The organism is Polaribacter sp. M10 (genome assembly GCF_054968445.1).
Genome location: NZ_JBSSBG010000003.1, coordinates 159,519 through 182,342 on the forward strand (window position 1 = coordinate 159,519; position 22,824 = coordinate 182,342).

The 22,824-nt window shown below is 30.3% G+C and carries 18 protein-coding genes; 5 read left to right on the forward strand and 13 right to left on the reverse strand.

Annotated features, from left to right (window positions below; all coding sequences use genetic code 11):
* Nucleotides 1–32: 32 nt before the first annotated feature.
* From ACWYN7_RS05325 to ACWYN7_RS05350, 6 genes are all read right to left on the reverse strand, one after another.
* Nucleotides 33–827, reverse strand: coding sequence for an undecaprenyl-diphosphate phosphatase (locus ACWYN7_RS05325; protein WP_462858814.1), 795 nt, complete (start codon nt 825–827; stop codon nt 33–35).
* 3 nt (nt 828–830) lie between these two features.
* Nucleotides 831–1,073, reverse strand: a complete 243-nt coding sequence (locus tag ACWYN7_RS05330) for a DUF3098 domain-containing protein (RefSeq protein ID WP_068356793.1) — start codon at nt 1,071–1,073, stop codon at nt 831–833.
* Nucleotides 1,074–1,078: 5 nt separating this feature from the next.
* Nucleotides 1,079–1,957, reverse strand: coding sequence for a cell division protein FtsX (locus tag ACWYN7_RS05335; RefSeq protein ID WP_462858815.1), 879 nt, complete (start codon nt 1,955–1,957; stop codon nt 1,079–1,081).
* Between the two features lie 73 nt (nt 1,958–2,030).
* On the reverse strand, nt 2,031–2,432 hold the full coding sequence (gene mce / locus ACWYN7_RS05340; RefSeq protein ID WP_462858816.1) for a methylmalonyl-CoA epimerase: 402 nt from the start codon (nt 2,430–2,432) through the stop codon (nt 2,031–2,033).
* 65 nt (nt 2,433–2,497) lie between these two features.
* Entirely contained in the window at nt 2,498–3,847 is a 1,350-nt protein-coding gene (locus ACWYN7_RS05345) for a DUF5689 domain-containing protein (RefSeq protein WP_462858817.1), read from the reverse strand.
* 20 nt (nt 3,848–3,867) lie between these two features.
* Entirely contained in the window at nt 3,868–6,624 is a 2,757-nt protein-coding gene (locus ACWYN7_RS05350; RefSeq protein WP_462858818.1) for a carboxypeptidase-like regulatory domain-containing protein, read from the reverse strand.
* Nucleotides 6,625–6,771: 147 nt separating this feature from the next.
* Here ACWYN7_RS05350 and ACWYN7_RS05355 point away from each other — a divergent pair, with 147 nt between their 5' ends.
* The 5 genes from ACWYN7_RS05355 to ACWYN7_RS05375 all read left to right on the forward strand — a co-directional run bounded on the left by ACWYN7_RS05355 (nt 6,772) and on the right by ACWYN7_RS05375 (nt 12,519).
* Entirely contained in the window at nt 6,772–7,827 is a 1,056-nt protein-coding gene (locus tag ACWYN7_RS05355) for an endonuclease/exonuclease/phosphatase family protein (RefSeq protein ID WP_462858819.1), read from the forward strand.
* Between the two features lie 134 nt (nt 7,828–7,961).
* Nucleotides 7,962–8,075, forward strand: coding sequence for a DUF2200 family protein (locus ACWYN7_RS05360; protein ID WP_462858928.1), 114 nt, complete (start codon nt 7,962–7,964; stop codon nt 8,073–8,075).
* A 123-nt stretch (nt 8,076–8,198) separates the two neighbouring features.
* Complete coding sequence (locus ACWYN7_RS05365) at nt 8,199–10,280, forward strand: sensor histidine kinase (protein ID WP_462858820.1); 2,082 nt, start codon at nt 8,199–8,201, stop codon at nt 10,278–10,280.
* A 4-nt stretch (nt 10,281–10,284) separates the two neighbouring features.
* On the forward strand, nt 10,285–10,845 hold the full coding sequence (locus tag ACWYN7_RS05370) for a response regulator (protein ID WP_462858821.1): 561 nt from the start codon (nt 10,285–10,287) through the stop codon (nt 10,843–10,845).
* 105 nt (nt 10,846–10,950) lie between these two features.
* A complete protein-coding gene (locus ACWYN7_RS05375) occupies nt 10,951–12,519 on the forward strand; it encodes a T9SS type A sorting domain-containing protein (protein WP_462858822.1) in 1,569 nt (522 codons plus the stop codon).
* A gap of 80 nt (nt 12,520–12,599) precedes the next feature.
* Here ACWYN7_RS05375 and ACWYN7_RS05380 read toward each other — a convergent pair whose 3' ends face one another.
* From ACWYN7_RS05380 to leuB, 7 genes are all read right to left on the reverse strand, one after another.
* Complete coding sequence (locus ACWYN7_RS05380) at nt 12,600–14,192, reverse strand: NADP-dependent glyceraldehyde-3-phosphate dehydrogenase (protein WP_462858823.1); 1,593 nt, start codon at nt 14,190–14,192, stop codon at nt 12,600–12,602.
* 136 nt (nt 14,193–14,328) lie between these two features.
* Nucleotides 14,329–15,591 (reverse strand): threonine ammonia-lyase IlvA, encoded by a 1,263-nt coding sequence (gene ilvA, locus ACWYN7_RS05385; protein WP_462858824.1) that lies wholly within the window; start codon nt 15,589–15,591, stop codon nt 14,329–14,331.
* A gap of 78 nt (nt 15,592–15,669) precedes the next feature.
* Entirely contained in the window at nt 15,670–17,145 is a 1,476-nt protein-coding gene (ilvC, locus tag ACWYN7_RS05390; RefSeq protein WP_462858825.1) for a ketol-acid reductoisomerase, read from the reverse strand.
* Nucleotides 17,146–17,262: 117 nt separating this feature from the next.
* On the reverse strand, nt 17,263–17,796 hold the full coding sequence (gene ilvN / locus ACWYN7_RS05395) for an acetolactate synthase small subunit (RefSeq protein ID WP_462858826.1): 534 nt from the start codon (nt 17,794–17,796) through the stop codon (nt 17,263–17,265).
* An 81-nt stretch (nt 17,797–17,877) separates the two neighbouring features.
* Nucleotides 17,878–19,611, reverse strand: coding sequence for a biosynthetic-type acetolactate synthase large subunit (gene ilvB, locus ACWYN7_RS05400; protein ID WP_462858827.1), 1,734 nt, complete (start codon nt 19,609–19,611; stop codon nt 17,878–17,880).
* Between the two features lie 51 nt (nt 19,612–19,662).
* Nucleotides 19,663–21,339 (reverse strand): dihydroxy-acid dehydratase, encoded by a 1,677-nt coding sequence (ilvD, locus tag ACWYN7_RS05405; protein ID WP_462858828.1) that lies wholly within the window; start codon nt 21,337–21,339, stop codon nt 19,663–19,665.
* Nucleotides 21,340–21,697: 358 nt separating this feature from the next.
* Nucleotides 21,698–22,819 carry a 3-isopropylmalate dehydrogenase gene (leuB, locus tag ACWYN7_RS05410; protein ID WP_462858829.1) on the reverse strand — a complete coding sequence of 374 codons (1,122 nt, stop codon included), beginning with the start codon at nt 22,817–22,819 and terminating at the stop codon, nt 21,698–21,700.
* Nucleotides 22,820–22,824: the final 5 nt, after the last annotated feature.

Genomic DNA, 22,824 nt, shown 5'->3' on the forward strand with positions numbered 1-22,824 from the left:
AGATTCCTGCTTTTGCAGAAATAACAAGAAGCTTAGCTTAACAAAGCATACCCAATTGCAATAATACCTACAATTGCACAGTATAATGAAAAGTAAGATAATTTACTCTTTTTAACCAAAGCAATCATCCATTTACAAGCTAATAAACCAGATAAAAATGCAGCTATAAATCCTGCTGAAATTCCTATCATTTCTGAAGATTGAAAATTTAAATCGCCTCCTAAAACATCTTTTCCAATTTTTCCAAAAATTAACGGAACTACCATTAAAAAAGAAAAACGAGCTGCTCTTGTTCTATCAATTCCTAATAATACAGAGGTAGAAATGGTTGCTCCAGATCTAGAAATACCAGGTAACATTGCTATTGCCTGAGAAACCCCAATAATTACTGCATTTACAAAAGAAACTTCTTTGTTAGTATTTTTAGCTTTGTCTGCCAACAATAAAAGTACAGCAGTAACCAATAACATAACACCCACTAATAAAATTTTACCCCCAAAAAACGATTCTAATTGTTCTTCGAAAAGTAAACCTACAATAACAGCAGGTATCATAGAAATGATAATTTTTATAGAAAATTTAAATTCATCATTCCATTTAAATTGGAATAATCCTTTTAAAATTTCTGCCACTTCTTTTCTAAAAATAACCAAAGTACTTAAAGCAGTTGCAAAGTGCAAAACTACTGTAAAAGTTAAACTTTCTTCGGGTACAGAAGTATCACCTAAAATAGCTTTTGCTAATTCTAAATGACCACTAGATGATACTGGTAAAAATTCGGTTAATCCTTGTACTATTCCAAGAATAATTGCTTCTAAAACATCCATAGCTTATTTTTTTGGGTCTACTAATATTGCATAAATTTCTATTCCAAGTCCTATAATTACTAAAGTTGGCGCCAAACGAATTCGTTGCCAATTGTAGATTTCTTCGTTAAAAACGTTAGGATCATCACTACCACCTCCAGACATAAAAATAAATCCTAAAGTAATAAAAACAATACCAATAAGCATAATGATATAGTTTTTTTTACCGAATAAAAATTCTTGCTCTTGATTAATTTCTTTTTTCATATTTATTAATAATAAAGTTCGTCTGTTTTTAAATTTAAAAAACGTTGAGTTGCAAAAAATGTACTAATCCAGGTGATGATAAATGCTGATAAAATTACACCAATTGCAATATAACCTAGAGTAATATAATCTTCTAAAAAGTCTAAACTTGGTATGTATTTGTCTAAATAATACACTACAACACCTAAACCAATTAGCGCTATAAATGCGCCAATCATTCCTAATTTTATGCTTCGCCAAATAAAGGGTCTGCGAATAAAACTTTTGGTAGCACCTACCATTTGCATGGTTTTAATGTTAAATCTTTTCGAATAAATTGATAATCTAATTGAACTGTTAATTAATATCATTGCAATTAAACTAAAAAATCCGCTTAAAACTAAAAGCCAAAAACTAATTCTGTTGATGTTTTTAGTTAACAAATTAATTAAAGGTTTGTCGTAAGAAACATCAGCAACAAAAGCATTTTTAGAAAATCTTTTTTCTAACTCTTCAATTTTTTCTGGTGTAACAAAATCTGCCTTTAAGTAAATATCTATTCCGTTTTTTAAAGGATTTTCTCCTAAAAACGTTAAGAAATCTTCGCCAATTTCTTCGCTATACTTTTTTGCTGCTTGAGCTTTGCTTGTATAAATTGCCTTTTTAGTAAATTCTTCTGTTAGTAAAGATTCTCTAAAGGTTTTTATTTGTTTTTGAGTTACGTTGTCTTTGATAAACAATGTAATTGCAACTTTTTCTTTAATGTAATTCGCTGCTTTTGTAGATTTTAATAATATCAACCCTAAAATACCAACCATAAAAAGCACCAAAGCAATACTAATTACAACTGAAATGTAAGAAGATGTTAAGCGTCTTTTTTGATAAGAGTCAAATTTTGATGACATTAATTAACTGTTAAAAATCGTTGCAAGATAATAATTACGATTCAGTTGATAGTAAGACTTTGCAGTATTTTAACTAATTGATTTCTTGGCACAATTCAATTAGAACTCCATTTGTACTTTTTGGATGCAAAAAAGCGACTAATTTATTGTCTGCACCTTTTTTTGGAGTTTCATTTAAAATGATAAATCCTTCTTTTTTTAGTCTTTTTATTTCTGAAATAATATCATTTACTGCAAAAGCAATATGATGAATTCCTTCTCCTTTTTTATCGATAAATTTAGCAATTGGACTCTCTGCATTTGTGGCCTGAAGCAATTCAATTTTGTTAGGACCCGTTTTAAAAAAAGAGGTTTTTACGCCTTCTGATAAAACTTCTTCTGTTTTGTAATGCTTTTCACCAAAAAGCACTGCAAATAGCTGATTCGATTTTTCTAAATCTTTTACAGCAATGCCAATATGTTCTATTTTATCCATTTTGTAAAAATAAAAAAACCAGTAAAGAATTCTTTACTGGTTTACATTTTATTAAAAGATAATTTCTAGTTTTCTATAACAGAAACATTATCAACTTCATAAGTTGCAGAACCCGAAGTTGTAGAAGTATATTTAAATGCAATAAATAAATTACCACCTGCAGCTGCAGAAACGTCTATGTCTCCAGAATCTGTCCAAGCCCAACTACCAGAAGAAAGTGTAGCTGAAAGCTGAGTCCACGTACCACTAGAATTAGGGTCTCCACCTGCATAATCTGTACTCATATAAACTTCTAATACATTACCAGAATAGTTTTTAGCAGTTTGAAAGTTTAAAGTTGCACCAGAAACATTAGATAAATCTATAGCTGGTGTAATTAACCAATCTTCATTTTCTACATTACCACCAGAATAACCAGACATTGCTGCACATTTACCAGGATTACCAAACGTATTTGGAGACCAAACTTGAGGACCTTTTACGCTATAGGCTGTCCAAGTAGGGAAATCTGTTTCAAAGGATTCTACAAATAAAGGATCGCATCTAGAACCATCCATAACTACATCATCTAACGTATTTAGGTTGATTACTAAATCATAACCATCGTAAGTTTTATTTATAATTCCTGATATGGAACCTTTACCATCTGTTGGTAAGGTAATACCCGCAAAAGAAGCAAAGCTACTAGACTCTAAAATAAATGTTGCAGATTCTACACAACTTTCTATAATTCTTTGAGAATCGAAATCATCTGTAGGATCTACATAAGGTAAACCTGCTAAACCAATAGGAAACTGAGTGTCTACCAATTTTACATACATACCAATATGTGATTCTGTAACTTCGGATAAATTTAATTCTAAAGGAACAATTGTTTCAGTTGTAGGCGATCTTAAAATATGATCCTTAACTTGGTTTGTTGTAATGTTTAAAATATCATTATCAAAATCATCATATTTACCACCAATGGTAACAACATCATCACCAGTATTTGTTTCACCAATGTATAAATCTTTTAAGTAGATATATACTTCTCTACCCACATTAAATTGATTGTATATATCAGCTTGATTTACAACAACTTTTAACGCTGATGTAGGATTTTCTGGTGCATCTTGTATAAAGAAATCTTGATAAAAGTTACCAGTAGCATCACTAGAAGTTACATAACCTTTTACTGCAATTTCAGATTCTATAAGTGTTGCATCATATTGTACAAATAATGCTTTTACTTCTGTAATGGTTTTTAAATCTACTTCACCAGCTTCTATTCTATCTAATAAAGTATTTAATTTTGCATTTTCTTCTGCACCTAAACTTACTGGCACAGTATAATCTCCATCTTCTACACAAGAAGTAAAAGATACACTAGCAAAAATAACTAGTACTAATAGGATTAATTTATTTGTTTTCATGTTTCTTTTATTTGTGTTTTTTAAAATCTTAAGTTTACGTTTAAAAAGTAGGTAGTACCTCTACCATACCAATATTTGTTTCCAAAAACAGGAGTATCTAATGCTTTATCTGCACTTAATTGATTGTAGTTTGCGTTTCTACCTTGCTCAAAACCTCCTGATTTATATTCTGTATTAAATAAGTTATTTACGGTTGCAAATACACTAATAAATTTGTCGTCAATTTTCCAAGATTTACCTCCAATTAAATTTACAACAACATAATCGTCGAATTTTTCTTGCTCTAATAACTCTTCTGCAACTGCTACATCGTAATTTTCGAAAGGTAAGCCATCAGAATCTAGATAAAAGTTACTAGATCTTGTTAATGGAGCAACATCTACATAAGTATTGCTAAAAAAGTTGGTTGTAGCTCCAATCCACCAATAATCTGGATCTCTATATTCAAAACCAACAGAATACGCATTTTGTGGCCCTGCTGCAATTTTATAATTCTTTAAGTTAGTTTGACCAAAATCTTTAGAACCATCTATAAAACCAGCAGCTTGAGATTCTGAGTCATTTTCTGATGTTAAATATAAATTAGGATTATTATCGTAAGTATATTGCCCAATATTGGCAGCTGCCTTTAATTTAATTGTTGATGTTACTTGCGCTTCTATACCTAATTCTACTCCAAAATGTTTTTTATTGATTCCTGATAAAATTTCTTGTACAAAAGCTGTATTATCACCACCAATACCATCTGCAAAATAAAAAGAAATTTCTGTTGCATCTGCTATAGTTGTGTAATAACCAGTTATTCTAGAAGTAATAATTGGACTTCTTACAATGTAACTTAAATCTGTTGAAAATATTTTTTCGCTTTCTAAACCCTGAACTGTATTATTATTTTCTCTTGAGTTAGAAAAAGAACTTCTAATGGTTGGTGCATTTGTTAAATAAGCAACATTAGCATCTATTAAATGACGACCAGTAACTTTGTAAGTTGCTCCTAATTTTGCACCATAATTGGTAAAACTTAATTTTTCTGATAAACCTAATGAATTATCTGGAAAACCTCCATTTTGATACAAACCTTCTCTTTGATGTGTTGTTCTAGAAATATTAACAGCTGTAAAGAAATCTATTTTATTGTACTTAAATTGACTTTGTAAAAATGCGCCAATTACATCAGAATTTAAATTGTAATTGTATTTAAATTTATCTCCTTTACCAGCAACATAATTTGGGTTTAACAAATTATTTTGTTGTTCGTCTAAAGTTTCTGCAAACGTATCTACATCTAAATAACCAATACCACCTAACAAATCGATTACTTCTGCAAAGCTATTAGAACGCAATTGCTTGTACTCTAATTTTGCATTTAATGTAATGTTGTTATTTAATTCTGAATTTAAAATGGTATTTACAGTAAATTGTTTGTCATCATTTCTATCTTCATACAAAACGTAAGCATTTTCTATGTTTTGAGAAGCATTTGTAATATTAGCATCAAAAATACGATCCCAATTTAATTGACCATCGTTAATAAAATTTTGCTGAGCTTGGTAGGCACCTGCTAAATCATCATCAGCTAAAAAATCACTTGGTAAATTTTTATAATAGGTAGGAGTAGGATTTGCACCACCATTATAATCTATTCTACTGTTACCAATTTTACCAAATTGATAAGCAACATTTGTTTGCAAAGACGTGCTATTTGTAATATCCCAAAAATGGTTTAACATTAAAATAGGTTCTTCTACTTCTTTAATTCTTGAGTTTGTTTTTTTACCATTTAAATATCCCCAGTAATCATTGTAAGCTATCCCTTTAAGATCAAAAACTTCTTGAGTGTTTGGTGCAGATTTACCTCTTCTATTTGGTGTAAAAATCGAAGTAAAGTTAATACTATGATTATCGCCAAATTGTTTTTCTATAGAAGCAAACAAAGAATAAGCGTTGTAGGTTGTACCCTCATTAAAACCCTCTAAACCAGATCTTCTACTTCCAGAAAAGGTCATAGACCAACCACCATCTAACAATCCTGTAGAATGTGTTGCCATAACTCTATGAACGTAACTTCTGTTAGAAGATGAATAAGAAATTCTTGTACCAGGTCTTTGTCCTGATGCTCTAGTATCTATGTTTGTAGATCCTAAAACTCCACCAAAAGTATAATTAGAAGCTGCTAAACCATTGCTAAATTCTTGGTTTCTTAACACATCATTTAAACCACCCCAGTTACTCCATTGAGCTCTACCATCATAAAGCTTGTTCATTTCTATACCATTAATCAGTACTTTTCCATTTCCAGAATCCAAACCTTTAATTCTAAAAAATGAAGAACTAAACTCAAAAGCAGCTGTTCTTAAATAAACATCTCTAGTAGCTTGTAACAAACCAGCAATATTATCTGCAGCACTTGCATCGTCATTTAATTCATCGTCTGTAATAGTAATTAAACTTAAATCTTGGTCTATTGCAATATCTTTAAACAAAAGGATATTACCTAAATCAATTGTATTTCCAGAAATTTCTATCGGAAAATTTTGGGTTTCGTAACCCTGTAGTCTTACCTCTAATATATAAGATCCATTTGGTACGTTCTGTATTGCAAAAACTCCATCAGAACCCGTTTCTTGATTCAAATTTGTGTTTACAACACTTACCAAAACACTTTTTAAAGGATTTTCGGAATCACTGTCTAAAACAATTCCTTTTACAATATTCTGTGCATTAATTCCTGTAAAAAAGAATAATGTTACAAATATTGACAAAATAATTTTTCTCATAAATGATTTGATTATATTTCTATATATTTTTTGTTGAAAATGGCGGTAAAATTAACAAATTTTAAGAAACTCTAATGTTAACATAACATTATATAATTTTGGGCTTGAAATTTGTTTTTTAACTTTGCACATTTAAAGATAATCATAATGAACAAATATTTGCCTTTTTTTGCGCTTCTTTTTTTAACAGTTTCTCTTACCAATGCTCAGAGTAAGACGAAACAATACAATATAAGAACAGTTGCTTTTTACAATTTAGAAAATCTTTTTGACACCATTAACGATACTGCTATTAATGATGAAGCTAGCCCAATGATGGAATTAAAATCTAACCGATCTAAAGTATATTGGGACAAGATTGAGAAATTAAGTTCTGTTATAGTACAAATTGGTGCAGATAAAGCAAGAACTAGCCCTGCTATTATAGGTGTTTCTGAAGTAGAAAACTTAAGTGTTTTAGAAGATTTGGTGAATTCTGAAAATTTAAGAAAAAAAGGATATGGAATTATACATTACGATTCGCCAGACAAACGTGGAATTGATGTAGCTTTATTATATCAAAAAAGATATTTTAAACCTGTTTTTCACGAAGCATATAACCCAAAAATTTATAGAAACAATTATCCTGTTTATACAAGAGATCAATTATTAGTTTCTGGTTATTTAGATGACGAATTGATTCATGTTATTGTAAATCACTGGCCTTCTAGAAGTGGTGGTGAAGCAAAAAGTAGGCCTTTGCGCGAAAAAGCAGCATATCAAAACACCAAAATAATTGCACAAGTGCGAGAAAAAGATCCGAATGCAAAAATTATAATTATGGGAGATTTTAATGATGATCCTACCAATTCTAGTTTTAAAAAAGTTTTAAAAACCAAAGCTGAAAAGAAAAATGTTGGTGATTTGGACATCTACAACCCTTATGAAGAACTGCATAAAAAGGGCTTTAATACCTTAGGTTATAGAGATAATATTAATTTATTTGATATGGTTTTAATTTCTTCACCATTATTAGATAAAGGCGAAAAAGATTTCTCTACCTACAAAATGTATCAAGCTAAAATTTTTAACAAACGCTTTTTAACAGGTAAAAAAGGACAGTTTAAAGGATATCCTTTTAGAAGTTTCTCTTATGGAGGTTATACTGGGGGTTACTCAGACCATTATCCTGTTTATATGTATTTGATTAAAGAAAAAAAGTAAAAAAAGGAAGAATTATTAAATAGAAATCGTTTGTTAATTGATTAATATTCTTATCATTATAAAAATTAATTAACGAACGGTTTACCTTTAAAACTTTTTTTGATATGCCTACCTAAATCTAAAAACCCATCATAATTCAAGGTGTTATTTGTGGTTACAAAAAGAAGAGAATTGACACTGAACTCACCAAACAATGCAGACATTTAGACAAAAAAATGGATGAATTGGATTTATGGAGAAAATTTTGAAAATAGTTCAACTAAAATTGATACTATTACCACTCAATATTGAGTGATATTAACTTATTTTAACATTTTTTTGTGCCTTTTTGCTTGATTTTCTTAATTTTATGAGAAAATACGCTACACGCTTTGAAAAAGCAAAAAATTCATATTCTTGAATATCTTTTGCATCCTTATGTAATTTCATTATTGATTGCAATTGGGGTGATTTTTCTATTACCCAATTATTTTTCTAAATATCAATTAGTTGAAGATTTTGATAAAAATTTCACTACTGTAAATAACAAGTTTTTTTATGAAGATATTGATGGTGATGGCTTTAGCGAACGTGTTATTTTATTCGATAATCTAAATTATGGTAATAATGCAAGTTATCACATTTACAAAGCAAATGGCGACGTTGTCGATCAATTTAATTTAGATACTAAATTTCCAAAAAGTAAAATAGCCTGGTTTCAAGATGCTAATTTTAATGGTACAAAAGAAATTTACATCCTAACAAAATCGAATGATTCCATTTTTTTGAACATTCAAGAACATATTGATTTTAAACGACCTATTGAAAAGAAAATTTTTGTAGATAAAATTACAGGGTATCAAGGAAATTATGAGTTTATCCACGGAAGAGATAGAAAAATTGCAGGAGTAAATTATGATACAGATTATGTCCATTTTACAGTATCTGCTAGTTATGGAGGTAATCCAAGAAAAATATATAGATACAACCCTAAAAATAATGAGATACTAAAATCACCTCATTTTACAAATTCAGGCGGTATTGCTAATATGATTGATGTTGATAATGATGGTAAAAAAGAAATTTTATTAACTACCTATGCAACAGCTAATTCCATAGACACTGCATATACAAAAAGATCAGACTATACAGCTTGGTTAACTATTTTAGATGATGATTTACAGTTTTTATTTGAACCTATTGGCTTTGAAGTTCTTGGAGGTATTGACTTAGTATACCCCAAAGAAATGAATGCCAATTATATATTAGCGCTCTTAAAATCTGCAGAACACTCTACATTACCATCAAAACTCTTAAAAATATCCTTAGATGGAGAAATGCTAAAAGAGTTCATTTTACCTAAAGGAAACTATCATTGTATCAATCATTATGAAAAGGATTTATTTGTTTGCGACGATAAAGAAAATGGAAATTATCATTTGTTTAATACCAATTTAGAAATTGTGAAGACCTTTGAAATTGAAAAACAATATACAGGTTATTTATATGATGTAAATAAAGATGGTAATAAAGAATGGATTTTGTACAGTATAAATAAATCTATTTTCACAATTTATGAGAAAGACTTTAAAAACAAGGTTTCTATAAACTTCCCCAACAATTATAAAAGCTTTGTAAATATGGGAGTTAGGTATCCAGAAAATGGAAACTCGCAAATTTTTCTACAATTTAACAATGGTATTTTAATTTATTCTTATAAAGAAAACCCATATTACTATTTTAAATACCTTTTTTACTTTGGAGTATATGCATGTATTACTGCTCTCACCTTTTTAATTACAAAGGGTCAAAAAATTAGAGAACAGAAAAAGCGAGCCATAGAAAAAGAAATTGCAGACTTGCAACTGAAAACCATTAAAAACAAAGTAGATCCGCATTTTGTATTTAATGCTTTAAATACCATTAGCGAAATGACCTTGGTTGATGACAAATTAGAAGTTGACAGGTTTATCAATCGTTTTGCCAATTTTATGAGGAATACCTTGGCACATTCAGATAAAATTTCTACAACTATTAAAGAAGAAATTAATTATACTGAAGATTTTATAAAATTGCAACAGATTCGTTTTAACTATCAATTTGATTATAAAATTACCATTTCAAAAGACATTGACAAATCTTTTAAAATACCCAAACATTGCATTTTTACTTACGTAGAAAACGCGTTGAAATATGGAATTACTGCTCAAGAGAAAGGAATGTTAAGAATACACATTGATAAAAAAGAAACTAATATTCACATTGCCATACAAGACAATGGCCCAGGTCTACAAAAACAGAAAAACAAGAAAAAAGGTACAGGAAATGGACTAAAAATATTGAATAAAATTTTTAGTCTTTATGAAAACCGATACAAAACAAAAATTGAACATACTATTACCGAAATTAAAAAAGAAGATGCAATTCAAGGCGTTTTAGTACAACTAAAAATAGCAACTTCCACAAAAAAATAATGTTATGAATACTATTAAAACTGTTATTATAGATGATGAAACCCGATCTTTAAACCGATTAAAACTTTTATTACATCATTTTAAAGAAATTGAACTCCTTGGTATTTTTGAAAATGCAGATCAAGGAATTGATTGTATAACCAAACATGAACCAGATTTGGTATTGTTAGATATAGAAATGCCTCTAAAATCAGGTATAGAGGTTGCAAAAGAAATTAACAAACTAGTCATAAACACAAAAATAATTTTTGTGTCTGCTCACGAACATTATGCTATTAAAGCCATTAAAGCAGGGGTATTTGACTACCTATTAAAACCTGTTTGTATAGACGAATTAAAATTAGCTTTACAACGTTTTACCACACACTTTAAAATAAACTTAAACCAAAGAGAATTGCAAGTAATAAAAGCTTTATCACAAGGCTTAAACAGCAAAGCTATTGGTGAAAAATTATTTATCAGCAGACATACAGTAGACAACTATAGAAGATCGGCTTTAGAGAAAACCAACTGCCAAAATACTGCTGCACTCATCAAATTTGCTTCTGAGAATGAGTTGATTTAGTGGTTATTGACAGTATTTTTGACATTCTTTGATAGCGAAAAATTATATTTATCTTGTTTTATTTGGGTTTAGCGAAGAATTAATCGCTAACTCAAAAAAATCGCTATGAAAAAAATAATGTTAACTATTATTTTAACTTGTTTAACAGTTAAAATAAATTACACCCAAGTAAAAAACAAGCTTGAATTATATTTAAAGAAACCACCTGAAAGTTTTATTGAAAACTCATCAGATATTTCAATTAATCATCAAGAGATATCTAATTTAATTTCTCAAAATGATAGATACATCTCACAAGACGGACAAGTATCAATAAGCAACGTTAAGGTTACAAAAATACCAAATCAAAATTTTGAACACTACCTAGAAACCCATGATGAAAATGGTAAAAATGTAGATATAGGTTCTAAAAATAGTTTAGGAGATGGTATCATTAGTAATAATCTTGTTTTTACTAGTAGAATTAGCAGTGTAACAGACTTAATTATTAGCAATAAGAATATCGAAAATATTAACGGTATTGAGGATTTTGTTCAGTTAAAACATTTGAATATTTCTAACAATAGTATAACTGACATTGATCTAAGTAAAAACCTAATGCTAGAAAGTTTAATTGCTAACGAAAATAGAATACAAAATATAGTTCTAGAAACGAACCACAATTTAAGGGAAGTTAATTTAAATGAAAACAACCTAAAACAAATTTATATTAGCAACCTACTTAATTTAATTAAATTCTCGGCAAACGATAATGAATTACTAGAAATTAATTTAAATAAAAACATCAATTTAACAGATTTACACCTTCAAAGAAACCAACTTAAAGAAATAGACTTAAAAAATAATATTAACTTAATAAACCTATCTCTTGGAGAAAATCAACTTAAAAAAATAGACATTACTTACAACACCAACTTAAAAACTTTATTCATTTATAAAAATAATTTACAACACTTTAACTGCACAAATAATCCATATTTAGAGTTTCTTTATGCATCTCAAAATGAAATATCAAGTATTAATCTAAGCAACAATGTATCACTTAAATTTTTATCAGTATATAAAAACAAATTAGATAACCTTGATTTAAGTTTCAATAAAAATTTGGAAAGAATTTGGATTTACGATAATCCAATTTCGGATTTGGATTTAAAAAATAATATAAAATTATGGCTTTTTTCTGGTTATAAATGTCATTTTAACTCATTAGATTTTAGCAAAAACAAAAACCTAGCTGGATTATGGTTGTACGACAATCCCAAACTTGAAAGTCTTAATTTAAACAATAAAAATAATTCTAAAATAGAAGTATTAAATATCACAAACACACCTTTACTCTCTTGTATTCAGGTTGATGATACTAATTACAGTACTAGAAATTGGTTAGAAAGAGACAAACATCATTCTTTTAACAAACACTGCTTTAAAACCTTAAAAATTAAAAAACTAACAACCAATAATTTTCATATCTCACCAAACCCAGCGAAAAATAAAATAGTTATAAGCATTAAAACTGAAATAAATTATGTGGAAATTTATTCTCTTTTAGGCAAAAAGGTATTGCAAATTAAAAACCAAAATGAAATAGACATCAGTCAATTACCTAATGCCGTGTATTTTATAAAAATACATACCAATACTGGAATTGGCACGAAAAAGTTTATCAAAAACTAAAGTTTAAAATGAAAAAATTGTTTTGAAATACAAAAGCCAGAAATTTAATTTCTGGCTTTTATATTTTTTTTGAAATTATCTTACAACAAATAATCAGTACTAATAAAATTAGATGCTTTTTTATCTAACAATTCTTCTAAAATAGCATTGTTATATTCTGTGTCTTTAGATGCTACAAAAGTTCTAATTGAGAAAGAACGCAAGGCATCATGCACACTTAAAGTACCTACTGCAGAATCTTTTCTACCTGTAAAAGGATACACATCTGGTCCTCTTTGTGCTGCACTATTTAAATTTACTCTACACACTAAATTTACAAGCGTATCAATTAAAGGTGCTAATGTTTTTATTTCGCTACCAAAAACGCTTACTTGCTGACCGTAATTCGACTCAGCCATATCATCTAAAGGTTCTTGAATATTTTTAAAAGAAACTACAGGTATTACAGGGCCAAATTGCTCTTCTTGATACACTCTCATGTCTTTAGAAACCGGATATAAAACTGCAGGATAAATATAGTTTTCAGTTGTTTCGCCTCCTTTTTTATTAATTACTTTTGCACCTTTTGCTGTAGCATCATCTATTAATTCTTGAATGTAAGCTGGTTTTCCTGGTTCTGGTAAAGGTGTTAATTTTACGCCATCTTCCCAAGGATTTCCAAATTTTAAAGCATCTACTCTTTCTGCAAATCGTTTGTTAAATTTATCTACAATATGCTCATGCACATACAATACTTTTAACGCTGTACAACGTTGTCCGTTAAAAGAAGTTGAACCTGTGATACACTCATTAATTGCCAAATCTAAATCTGCATCAGGTAAAACAATACCAGGGTTTTTAGCTTCTAAACCTAAAACCAAACGCAATCTATTTTTATAAGGATGATTTTCCTGAATTGCATTGGCAGATTTACTATTACCTATTAAAGCTAAAACATCAACTTTACCAGTTTTCATAATTGGAGTTGCCAAAACACGACCTCTTCCATAAATGATGTTTACAACACCTTCTGGAAAGCTATTTTGAAAAGCTTCCATTAATGGCGATAATAATAAAACTCCATGTTTTGCTGGTTTAAATACGGTTGTATTCCCCATAATTAAAGCAGGAATTAACAAAGCAAAAGTTTCGTTTAAAGGATAATTATAAGGCCCTAAACACAAAACAACTCCTAAAGGGCCACGTCTTACATGTGCATATACTCCACTATTTTTTTGAAATTTAGCAGAATTTCGATCCATCTGCTTATAATCTTCAATCGTATCGTAAATATATTCAATGGTTCTGTCGAATTCTTTTTCAGAATCTGGTAAAGCTTTACCAATTTCCCACATTAGCAATTTTACAACCTCATCTCTTTTGGTTTTCATCTGCTCTGCAAACTCTTCCATACAAGCAATTCTGTCTGCAACACGCATTGTAGGCCATAAACCTTGCCCTTTATCATAAGCTCTGTAAGCCGAATTTAAAGCTTCAATTGCTTGGTCTCCTGTTAAATTAGGCACAGTACCTAATAACGTTGGTTTGTATTTTTCTGTTGATGAAATAGAGGAATAAACTTCTGAAAATTCTCCTTTCCATTCTTTTAATTCGCCACTTACTAAATATGTTTTTTGATGTTTTAATTCCTTAATTATATATTTATCAGGAATTTCATTAAAGTTTTTTTTCATATAGAATATTTAAAACTGTTCTCATAAAATTTAAAATAATTTTATGTAACGAATTTAGCAAAATTTAGCATTACATGTTCTTTTTCGAATCTAAAATAGCGAAAAGCATTTCGTATTATAATACCTTTTAAAACAATTATACTAAAAATTGAAACAAGTCTGGTTTATCATTTAAGTAATCTCCAAAGAAGTTATTTTCTTTCATTCTTTGTATTAAAGGATCCAAATCTTTAGATGATTTTAACTCCAAACCCACAACTGCAGCTCCTTTTATTCTATTGTTTTTTTTGGTGTATTCAAAATGTGTAATATCGTCATCAGGACCTAAAATATCTACCACAAACTCTTTTAAAGCTCCTGCTCGTTGAGGAAATTTAACTATAAAATAATGTTTTAAATCCGCATAAACTAAAGCACGTTCTTTAATTTCTTCTGTTCTAGTAATATCGTTATTACTGCCACTTACTACACATACTACATTTTTTCCTTTAATTTCATCAGCAAAAAAATCTAACGCAGCAATACTTAATGCACCTGCAGGTTCTACTACAATTGCATCTTTGTTATACAAGTCTAAAATGGTTTGGCAAACTTTACCTTCTGGTACTGTAATCACTTTATGGAGATTTTGTTTACAGATTTCAAAATTTAAATCGCCAACTTTTTTAACAGCAGCACCATCTACAAAAGGATCTATGGTTAATAAAGCTGTATTTTTATTATTATTGATTGATGTTAGCATTGCAGGTGCACCTTCTGGTTCTATTCCAATAATTTTGGTTTCTGGAGACAATAATTTAAACACAGAAGACAACCCTGATGACAAACCTCCACCACCAATTGGCACAAAAACATAATCGATCTTTTTATTGGTTTGTTCTAAAATTTCTAAACCTACAGTTGCCTGACCTTCAATAACTTTTTCGTCGTTAAAAGGATGAATAAAAGTTTTATTTTTAGCATCGCATTCTAATTTTGCTGCATTAAAAGCATCATCAAAAGTATCGCCACCAATTACAATTTCGATAAACTCTTCTCCAAACATTTTTACCTGATTAATCTTTTGATTTGGCGTTGGTGAAGGCATAAAAATAGTACCTTTTATCTGCAATAATTTACAAGACATGGCCACACCTTGTGCATGATTTCCTGCACTTGCACAAACAATTCCGTTTTGTTTTTCATCAGCATTTAAAGAAAACATTTTATTGTAGGCGCCTCTAATTTTGTAAGATCGTACAACTTGTAAATCTTCTCTTTTAAAAAAAATAGTGGCATCGAATTTTTTAGAAAGATTAAGGTTTTTACTAAAAGGTGTTTTAGAGGCAACACCATCTAAATTTTTAGCTGCAATTTTTATGTTTTGTAAACTGGGTAGGTAAATTTGTTCTGTTTGCATGGATCAAAAGTAAAAAGAAAACCTGTCAAATTTTTTAAATCTGACAGGTTTATTACATAAATTGGGGGATATAAGTTTTTATGCAGATTTTATTACTTTCATTGCAGTCATAGAAGCTCTTAAACGCTCTCCTACAATCTCTACAGGATGATTTCTAATAATCTTATTTACTCTAATTAACTCTTGGTTATCTACACCGTTTTCTGAGCTAAATGGTTTGCCAATAACGTTTGTTGAAACTGTTTTCATAAAATCAGCTAACAACGGTTTACAAGCATGATCGAATAAATAACAACCATATTCTGCTGTATCAGAAATTACACGATTCATTTCTGCTAATTTCATTCTTGCAATAGTATTTGCAATTAACGGAGTTTCGTGCAAAGATTCGTAGTATGCAGAAGCATCTATAATTCCAGATTCTGTCATTGCTTCAAAAGCCAACTCAACACCAGCTCTAACAAAAGCAACTAATAACGTTCCGTGATCGAAATATTCTTGTTCTGAGATTTCTTGATCTGTAATTTCTTGTTTTTCGAAAGCAGTTTCTCCAGTAGCAGCTCTCCAAGTTAATAAGTTTACATCATCATTTGCCCAATCTTCCATCATTGTTTTAGAGAAATGACCAGTCATTATATCATCCATATGTTTTTGGAACAATGGACGCATAATGTCTTTTAATTCTTCTGATAAACGAAACGCTTCAATTTTAGCAGGATTAGACAATCTGTCCATCATATTTGTAATACCACCATGCTTTAACGCTTCTGTAGTGGTTTCCCATCCATATTGAATTAATTTTGCTGCATAACCTGGCTCTATACCTTCTTCAACCATTTTATCGAAAGATAAAATAGCTCCTGTTTGTAACAAACCACATAAAATAGTTTGCTCTCCCATTAAATCTGATTTTACTTCAGCAACAAAAGAAGATTCTAAAACACCAGCTGTATGACCACCTGTTGCAACTGCATATGCTTTTGCTTGTGCCCAACCTTTACCTTCTGGATCATTTTCTGGATGTACTGCAGTTAAAGTTGGTACTCCAAAACCTCTTTTAAATTCTTCACGAACTTCTGAACCAGGTGATTTAGGTGCCACCATAATTACAGTTAAGTCTTTACGAATTTGCATACCTTCTTCTACAATATTAAATCCGTGAGAATATGATAAAGTAGCACCTTTTTTCATTAAAGGCATAATTGCATTTACAACATTGGTGTGTTGTTTGTCTGGCGTTAAATTAATTACTAAATCTGCAGTTGGTAACATTTCTTCGTATGTACCTACTTTAAAATCGTTAGAAGTAGCATTAATATAAGACTGTCTTTTTTGATCTATTGCTGCTTGTCTTAATGTATAAGAGATGTCTAAACCAGAATCTCTCATATTTAAACCTTGATTTAAACCCTGTGCTCCACAGCCCACAATAACAATTTTCTTTCCTTTTAATGCGTTTACTCCGTCTTCAAATTCTGAAGGATCCATAAAACGACATTTACCTAACTGCTCTAATTTTTGTCTTAATGTTAATGTGTTAAAATAATTTGACATTTTTATTTATTTAGTTGTTTGTTAAGAAGATAGAAAAAAGAGGATAAGAAATAGATGTGTTTTATACATCACTATAGTCTCTTCTCTCTAGTTTTTATTCTTTTCTATTGATACTATTTAGTTGTTGTATATTTCTAACAATGGTGATATTTTCATTTCTTCTTTTGTTACTGCAATTAAACCTGATCTTGTGTATTGCATAATTCCAAAAGGAGCTAATTGATTGTATAACTCTACTATTTCTTCTTTTTTTCCTGATTTTTCAAGAACAAAAAACTCTTTGTTTACAGTTACAATTCTAGCATTACTTTCTTTAATGATATTCTGAATTTGACGTTCTTCGAACAACAATTCTGATTTAATTTTAAACAAGCCAGCAATTTGATAAATAATATCATCTAAACTATGATAATAGGCTTTTATAACCTCTACTTGTTTTTCTATTTGACCAATAATTTTTTTAATACCTACCTCGTTCATATTTACCACAATTGTAAATTTAGAAACGCCTTCTATTTCTGAAGGAGAAGTATTTAAACTTTCTATATTGATGTGTCTTCTCTGGAAAATTGCAGAAATTCTGTTCAACAATCCAATATTATTTTCGGTATACACAGAAACTGTATATAGTTGTTTTTCTTCTGTACTCATACTCGTAAGTTCAAGGTTTAAAGATTAAAGTTTTAAAGTTCTCACTCAAACCTTTAATCTTTGTTCTTTATTCTATATTCTTTACTCTAAACGTATATCTGAAACACTTGCTCCTGAAGGAATCATTGGAAACACATTATCTTCTTTTTCTACACAAACTTCTAAGAAATACGCTTCTTTACTTTGCATCATTTCTGCAACAGCTTCTGCTAACTCTTCACGTTTGGTAACTTTTCTTGCTTTAATGTAATATCCTTCTGCAATAGCAACAAAATTAGGATTTACCATTTCTGTGGATGCATAACGTTTATCGAAAAATAATTGTTGCCATTGTCTCACCATCCCAAGAAAATCGTTATTTAAAACCACCACTTTTACTGCTGCTTTTTGCTGAAAAATAGTCCCTAATTCTTGAATTGTCATTTGGTAACCACCATCACCAGAAATAGAAACCACTTCACGTTCTGGAGCTGCCATTTTTGCTCCAATAGCTGCAGGTAATCCAAAGCCCATTGTTCCTAATCCACCAGAAGTAATATTACTTTTAGATACGTTAAACTCTGCATATCTACAAGCAATCATTTGATGTTGCCCTACATCACTTACAATTGCAGCTTCCCCTTTACTCTGAATATTGATTTCTTTCAAAACTTCACCCATGGTTAAGCCTTCTTTTGTAGGATATAAATCGTTTTTGATTACTTTATCGTATTCTATTTGATATAAATCTTTAAACTTCTGATGCCATTCGTTATGAGAATTTTTATTGATTAAAGGCAACAATAAATTTAAACTCGCTTTAGCATCGCCCAAAACAGCAACATCCGTTTTTACGTTTTTATCTACTTCTGCAGGATCAATTTCGAAATGAATTATTTTGGCTTGTTTTGCGTACGTATTTAAACTTCCTGTAACACGATCGTCAAAACGCATACCTATTGCAATTAAAACATCACACTCATTGGTTAACATGTTAGGCGCATAATTACCATGCATACCTACCATACCTACATTAAAAGGATGTGAAGTTGGTATTGCTGAAGCTCCTAAAATTGTCCAAGCAGCAGGAATTTCTGCTTTTTCTACCACAGCTTTTAATTCGTCCTCGGCTTTACCTAAAATAACGCCTTGCCCCCAAACTATTAATGGTTTTTTAGCATTGTTAATGATTTCTGCAGCTTCTTCTACTTTTTTAATATCTGTATCAGGAACTGGCTTATAACTTCGAACTTGGGTACATTTGGTGTAAGAAAAATCAAATTCGTTAAATTGAGCATCTTTGGTAATATCAACCAAAACAGGACCTGGTCTACCACTTCTAGCAATGTAGAACGCTTTTGCTAAAGCTTCTGGAATATCTTCTGCTTTGGTTACTTGGCAATTCCATTTTGTTACTGGTGTAGAAATACCCACTATATCTGTTTCTTGAAATGCATCTGAACCTAACAAACCAGATGGCACTTGACCTGTAATACAAACCATTGGTGTAGAATCTATCTGTGCATCTGCAATACCTGTAATTAAATTGGTTGCTCCTGGCCCAGAAGTAGCCATTGCTACACCTACTTTACCAGAAATTCTGGCATAACCTTGAGCTGAATGTGTAGCTCCTTGTTCGTGACGCGTTAAAACGTGATGAATTTTATCTTGATATTTGTATAACTCATCATAAACTGGCATAATTGCACCTCCAGGATATCCGTACAGAATATCTACTCCTTCTTCAATCAAACATCTTACAATTGCCTCACTACCAGAAATACGCTCTGTAGTTTTGGTAGCTTTTTTTGGTTTGGTTATGGTTTTTGTTTCCATATTATCTTTATGTTTTATACCTACAAGGTTTTTGGAAACCTCGCAGGAGTTTTAAGCATCAGTAACACATCCTTTAGATGCTGATGCTACTGTTTTTGCGTATTTGTATAAAATTCCTTTTTTGTGTTTTGGTTCTGGTGCCACCCATTTTGCTTTTCTTTCTGCTAATTCTTCATCAGAAATTAAAACATTAATCGAATTATCTTCTGCACTAATTCTAATTTTATCACCAGTTTCAATCAATCCGATTGCTCCTCCTGACTGTGCTTCTGGAGTGATATGCCCCACAACAAAACCATGAGTACCACCAGAAAAACGACCATCTGTAATTAATGCTACTGATTTCCCTAAACCTGCTCCCATAATTAACGAAGTTGGTTTTAGCATTTCTGGCATTCCTGGACCTCCTTTTGGACCAACATACCTAATGACGACTACATCTCCTTTTGCTACTTCACCATTAGAAATCCCTGTATTTGCAGCTTGTTCACCATCATAAACCACAGCTTTACCTTCGAACAACAAACCTTCATTACCAGAAATTTTTGCTACAGCTCCTTCTTCTGCAAGATTACCATATAAAATCTGTAAATTTCCAGATGATTTTAAGGCTTTATCTTTTGGAAAAATCACATCTTGATCTTCAAATTCCATAGCTTCTACATCTGCTAAATTTTCAGCTAAAGTTTTCCCTGTAACTGTCATACAATCGCCATGTAAATATCCATTTTCTAATAAATATTTCATAATGGCTGGTGTACCACCTACTCCATGTACATCTTCCATTAAATATTTACCAGATGGTTTTAAATCTGCAATTAACGGAGTTCTGTCTGAAACTCTTTGAAAATCTTCTAAAGTAAACTCAATATCAGCAGCATGTGCAATTGCTAAAAAGTGTAATACTGCATTTGTAGAACCTCCTAAAGCATTTACCAAAGCAATTGCATTTTCTAAAGATTTTTTAGAAATAATATCTAAAGGTTTTAAATCTAATTCTAATAAGTTTTTAATTGCTCTTGCGTGTCTTTCTGACTCAGATAATTTATTAGGATTTTCTGCAGGAATCGATGAATTGTAAGGCAATGCAAACCCCATACATTCAATAGCAGAAGCCATTGTATTTGCAGTATACATACCTCCACAAGCACCTGCTCCTGGAATTGCTCTTTTTATAATTTCTCTGTATTCCTCTTCCTCAATTTCTCCAGCAACTTTTTGCCCTAAAGCTTCAAAAGCAGAAACGATATTTAGTTTTCTACCCTTGTAATTTCCAGATGCAATTGTTCCTCCATACATCATAATTGATGGACGATTTAAACGCAACATAGACATTACAGCTCCTGGCATATTTTTATCGCAACCAACAATAGCGATTAAACCATCGTAACTTTGGGCGTTCATTACAGTTTCTATAGAATCTGCAATAATATCTCTAGAAACCAGTGAGTAATTCATACCAGAAGTTCCCATAGAAATACCATCAGAAACACCTATTGTATTGAAACCTAAACCAACTAAATCTGCAATTTTACACTCTATTTTGACCTCTTCTTTAAGTCTATTTAAATGCATATTACAAGGATTACCATCGTAACCAGTACTCGCAATTCCTATTTGCGCTTTTTGCATATCTTCATCAGATAAACCAACTGCATACAACATTGCCTGTGATGCTGGTTGAGATTCGTCTTGTGTTAATCTGCTACTGTGTTTATTTAGTTTCATTTAATGATTTCTTTGTTTTGTTTACTAAATTATTCTATTTCTCGTTTTTTGTTACATTAAACCTAATTGAATTCTTGAATTTCAGTTGTTTAAAATAACATTAATCTTACTGATTTACAGCTATTTAACCTTACTTAAATATGATACTCAATTATTGAAATAAATGCAATAAAAAACCTTCCGTTTTTAAAGGAAGGCTAAATTTAATTTTTATGTTATAAATACCACTTCCTGATCAATTCGTAATAATTACGATGACGTTTAAAACAGTAATAATATTTAAAATTTGTGTTCTCATTTTGTTGATTCAAATATTTAAAATTTTTATTTAAAAATCCTAATTTTAAATTGAATTTAATTAGATGATGGTACTCTGACCCATATGAATATTTTTAAAATTCATATTACTATCATCTTGATTTGTGATATAATCTGCAACAAAATCTCCTACTTTAGAAGTTGTTGTCGAGTTTTGTATTTTACGTTTAATATCTTTTGTTGTAATTCCTAATGCTAAGGATTTTTCTACAGCTCTTTCAATTGCATCTGCTTCTTCATTTAAGCCTAAATGTTGTAACAACATACCTGCAGATAAAATTGATGCTAAAGGGTTTGCTAAATCTTTGCCTTTTGCCTCAAAATATGAACCATGAATAGGTTCAAACAAAGCGTTTTCTTTACCAATTGATGATGATGCAATTAAACCTTTAGAACCACTTATTATACTGGCTTCATCAGAAATAATATCTCCAAAAAGATTTTCTGTAAGAATAACATCAAACTGTTTTGGATGCGTTATTAATTGCATAGTTGCATTGGCTACAAACAAATATTCTAAAGTAATCTCTGGATAATCTTTTGCTATTTCAGTAACTGTTTTTCGCCATAAACGTGAAGTTTCTAACACATTAGATTCATCTACCAAAGTTACTTTTTTCTTTCTTTTTTGCGCAGCTTTAAACGCTAAATGTGTAATTCTGGTAATTTCATCAACCGTATAAACAGATACATCAGAAGCTGTTTTACCATCTTCACTTAGTTCTTTTTTACCAAAATAAATTCCGCCAGTTAACTCTCTATATACTAAAAAATCTGTACCTTTTATTACCTCTCTTTTTAAAGGAGAATTATGAATTAAATTGTCGTAAGCCTTTACAGGTCTTACATTACAATATAAATCCAATTCTTTTCTAAGTTGTAGCAAACCTTGTTCTGGTCTAATTTTAGCAGAAGGATCATTATCGTACTTAGGATCACCAATAGCACCGTACAAAATAGCATCAGAATTTCTACAAATATCTATAGTTTCTTGTGGTAAAGGAACTCCTGTTTTTTCTATTGCACAAGCACCTAACAATGCTTCTTTATACAAAAAAATATGGTCGTAAGCCTCTGCTACTGCATCTAATGCTTTTTTGGCCTGTTCTACTACTTCAGGACCAATACCATCTCCAGGAATTACAGCTATAGTATATTTCATAATTC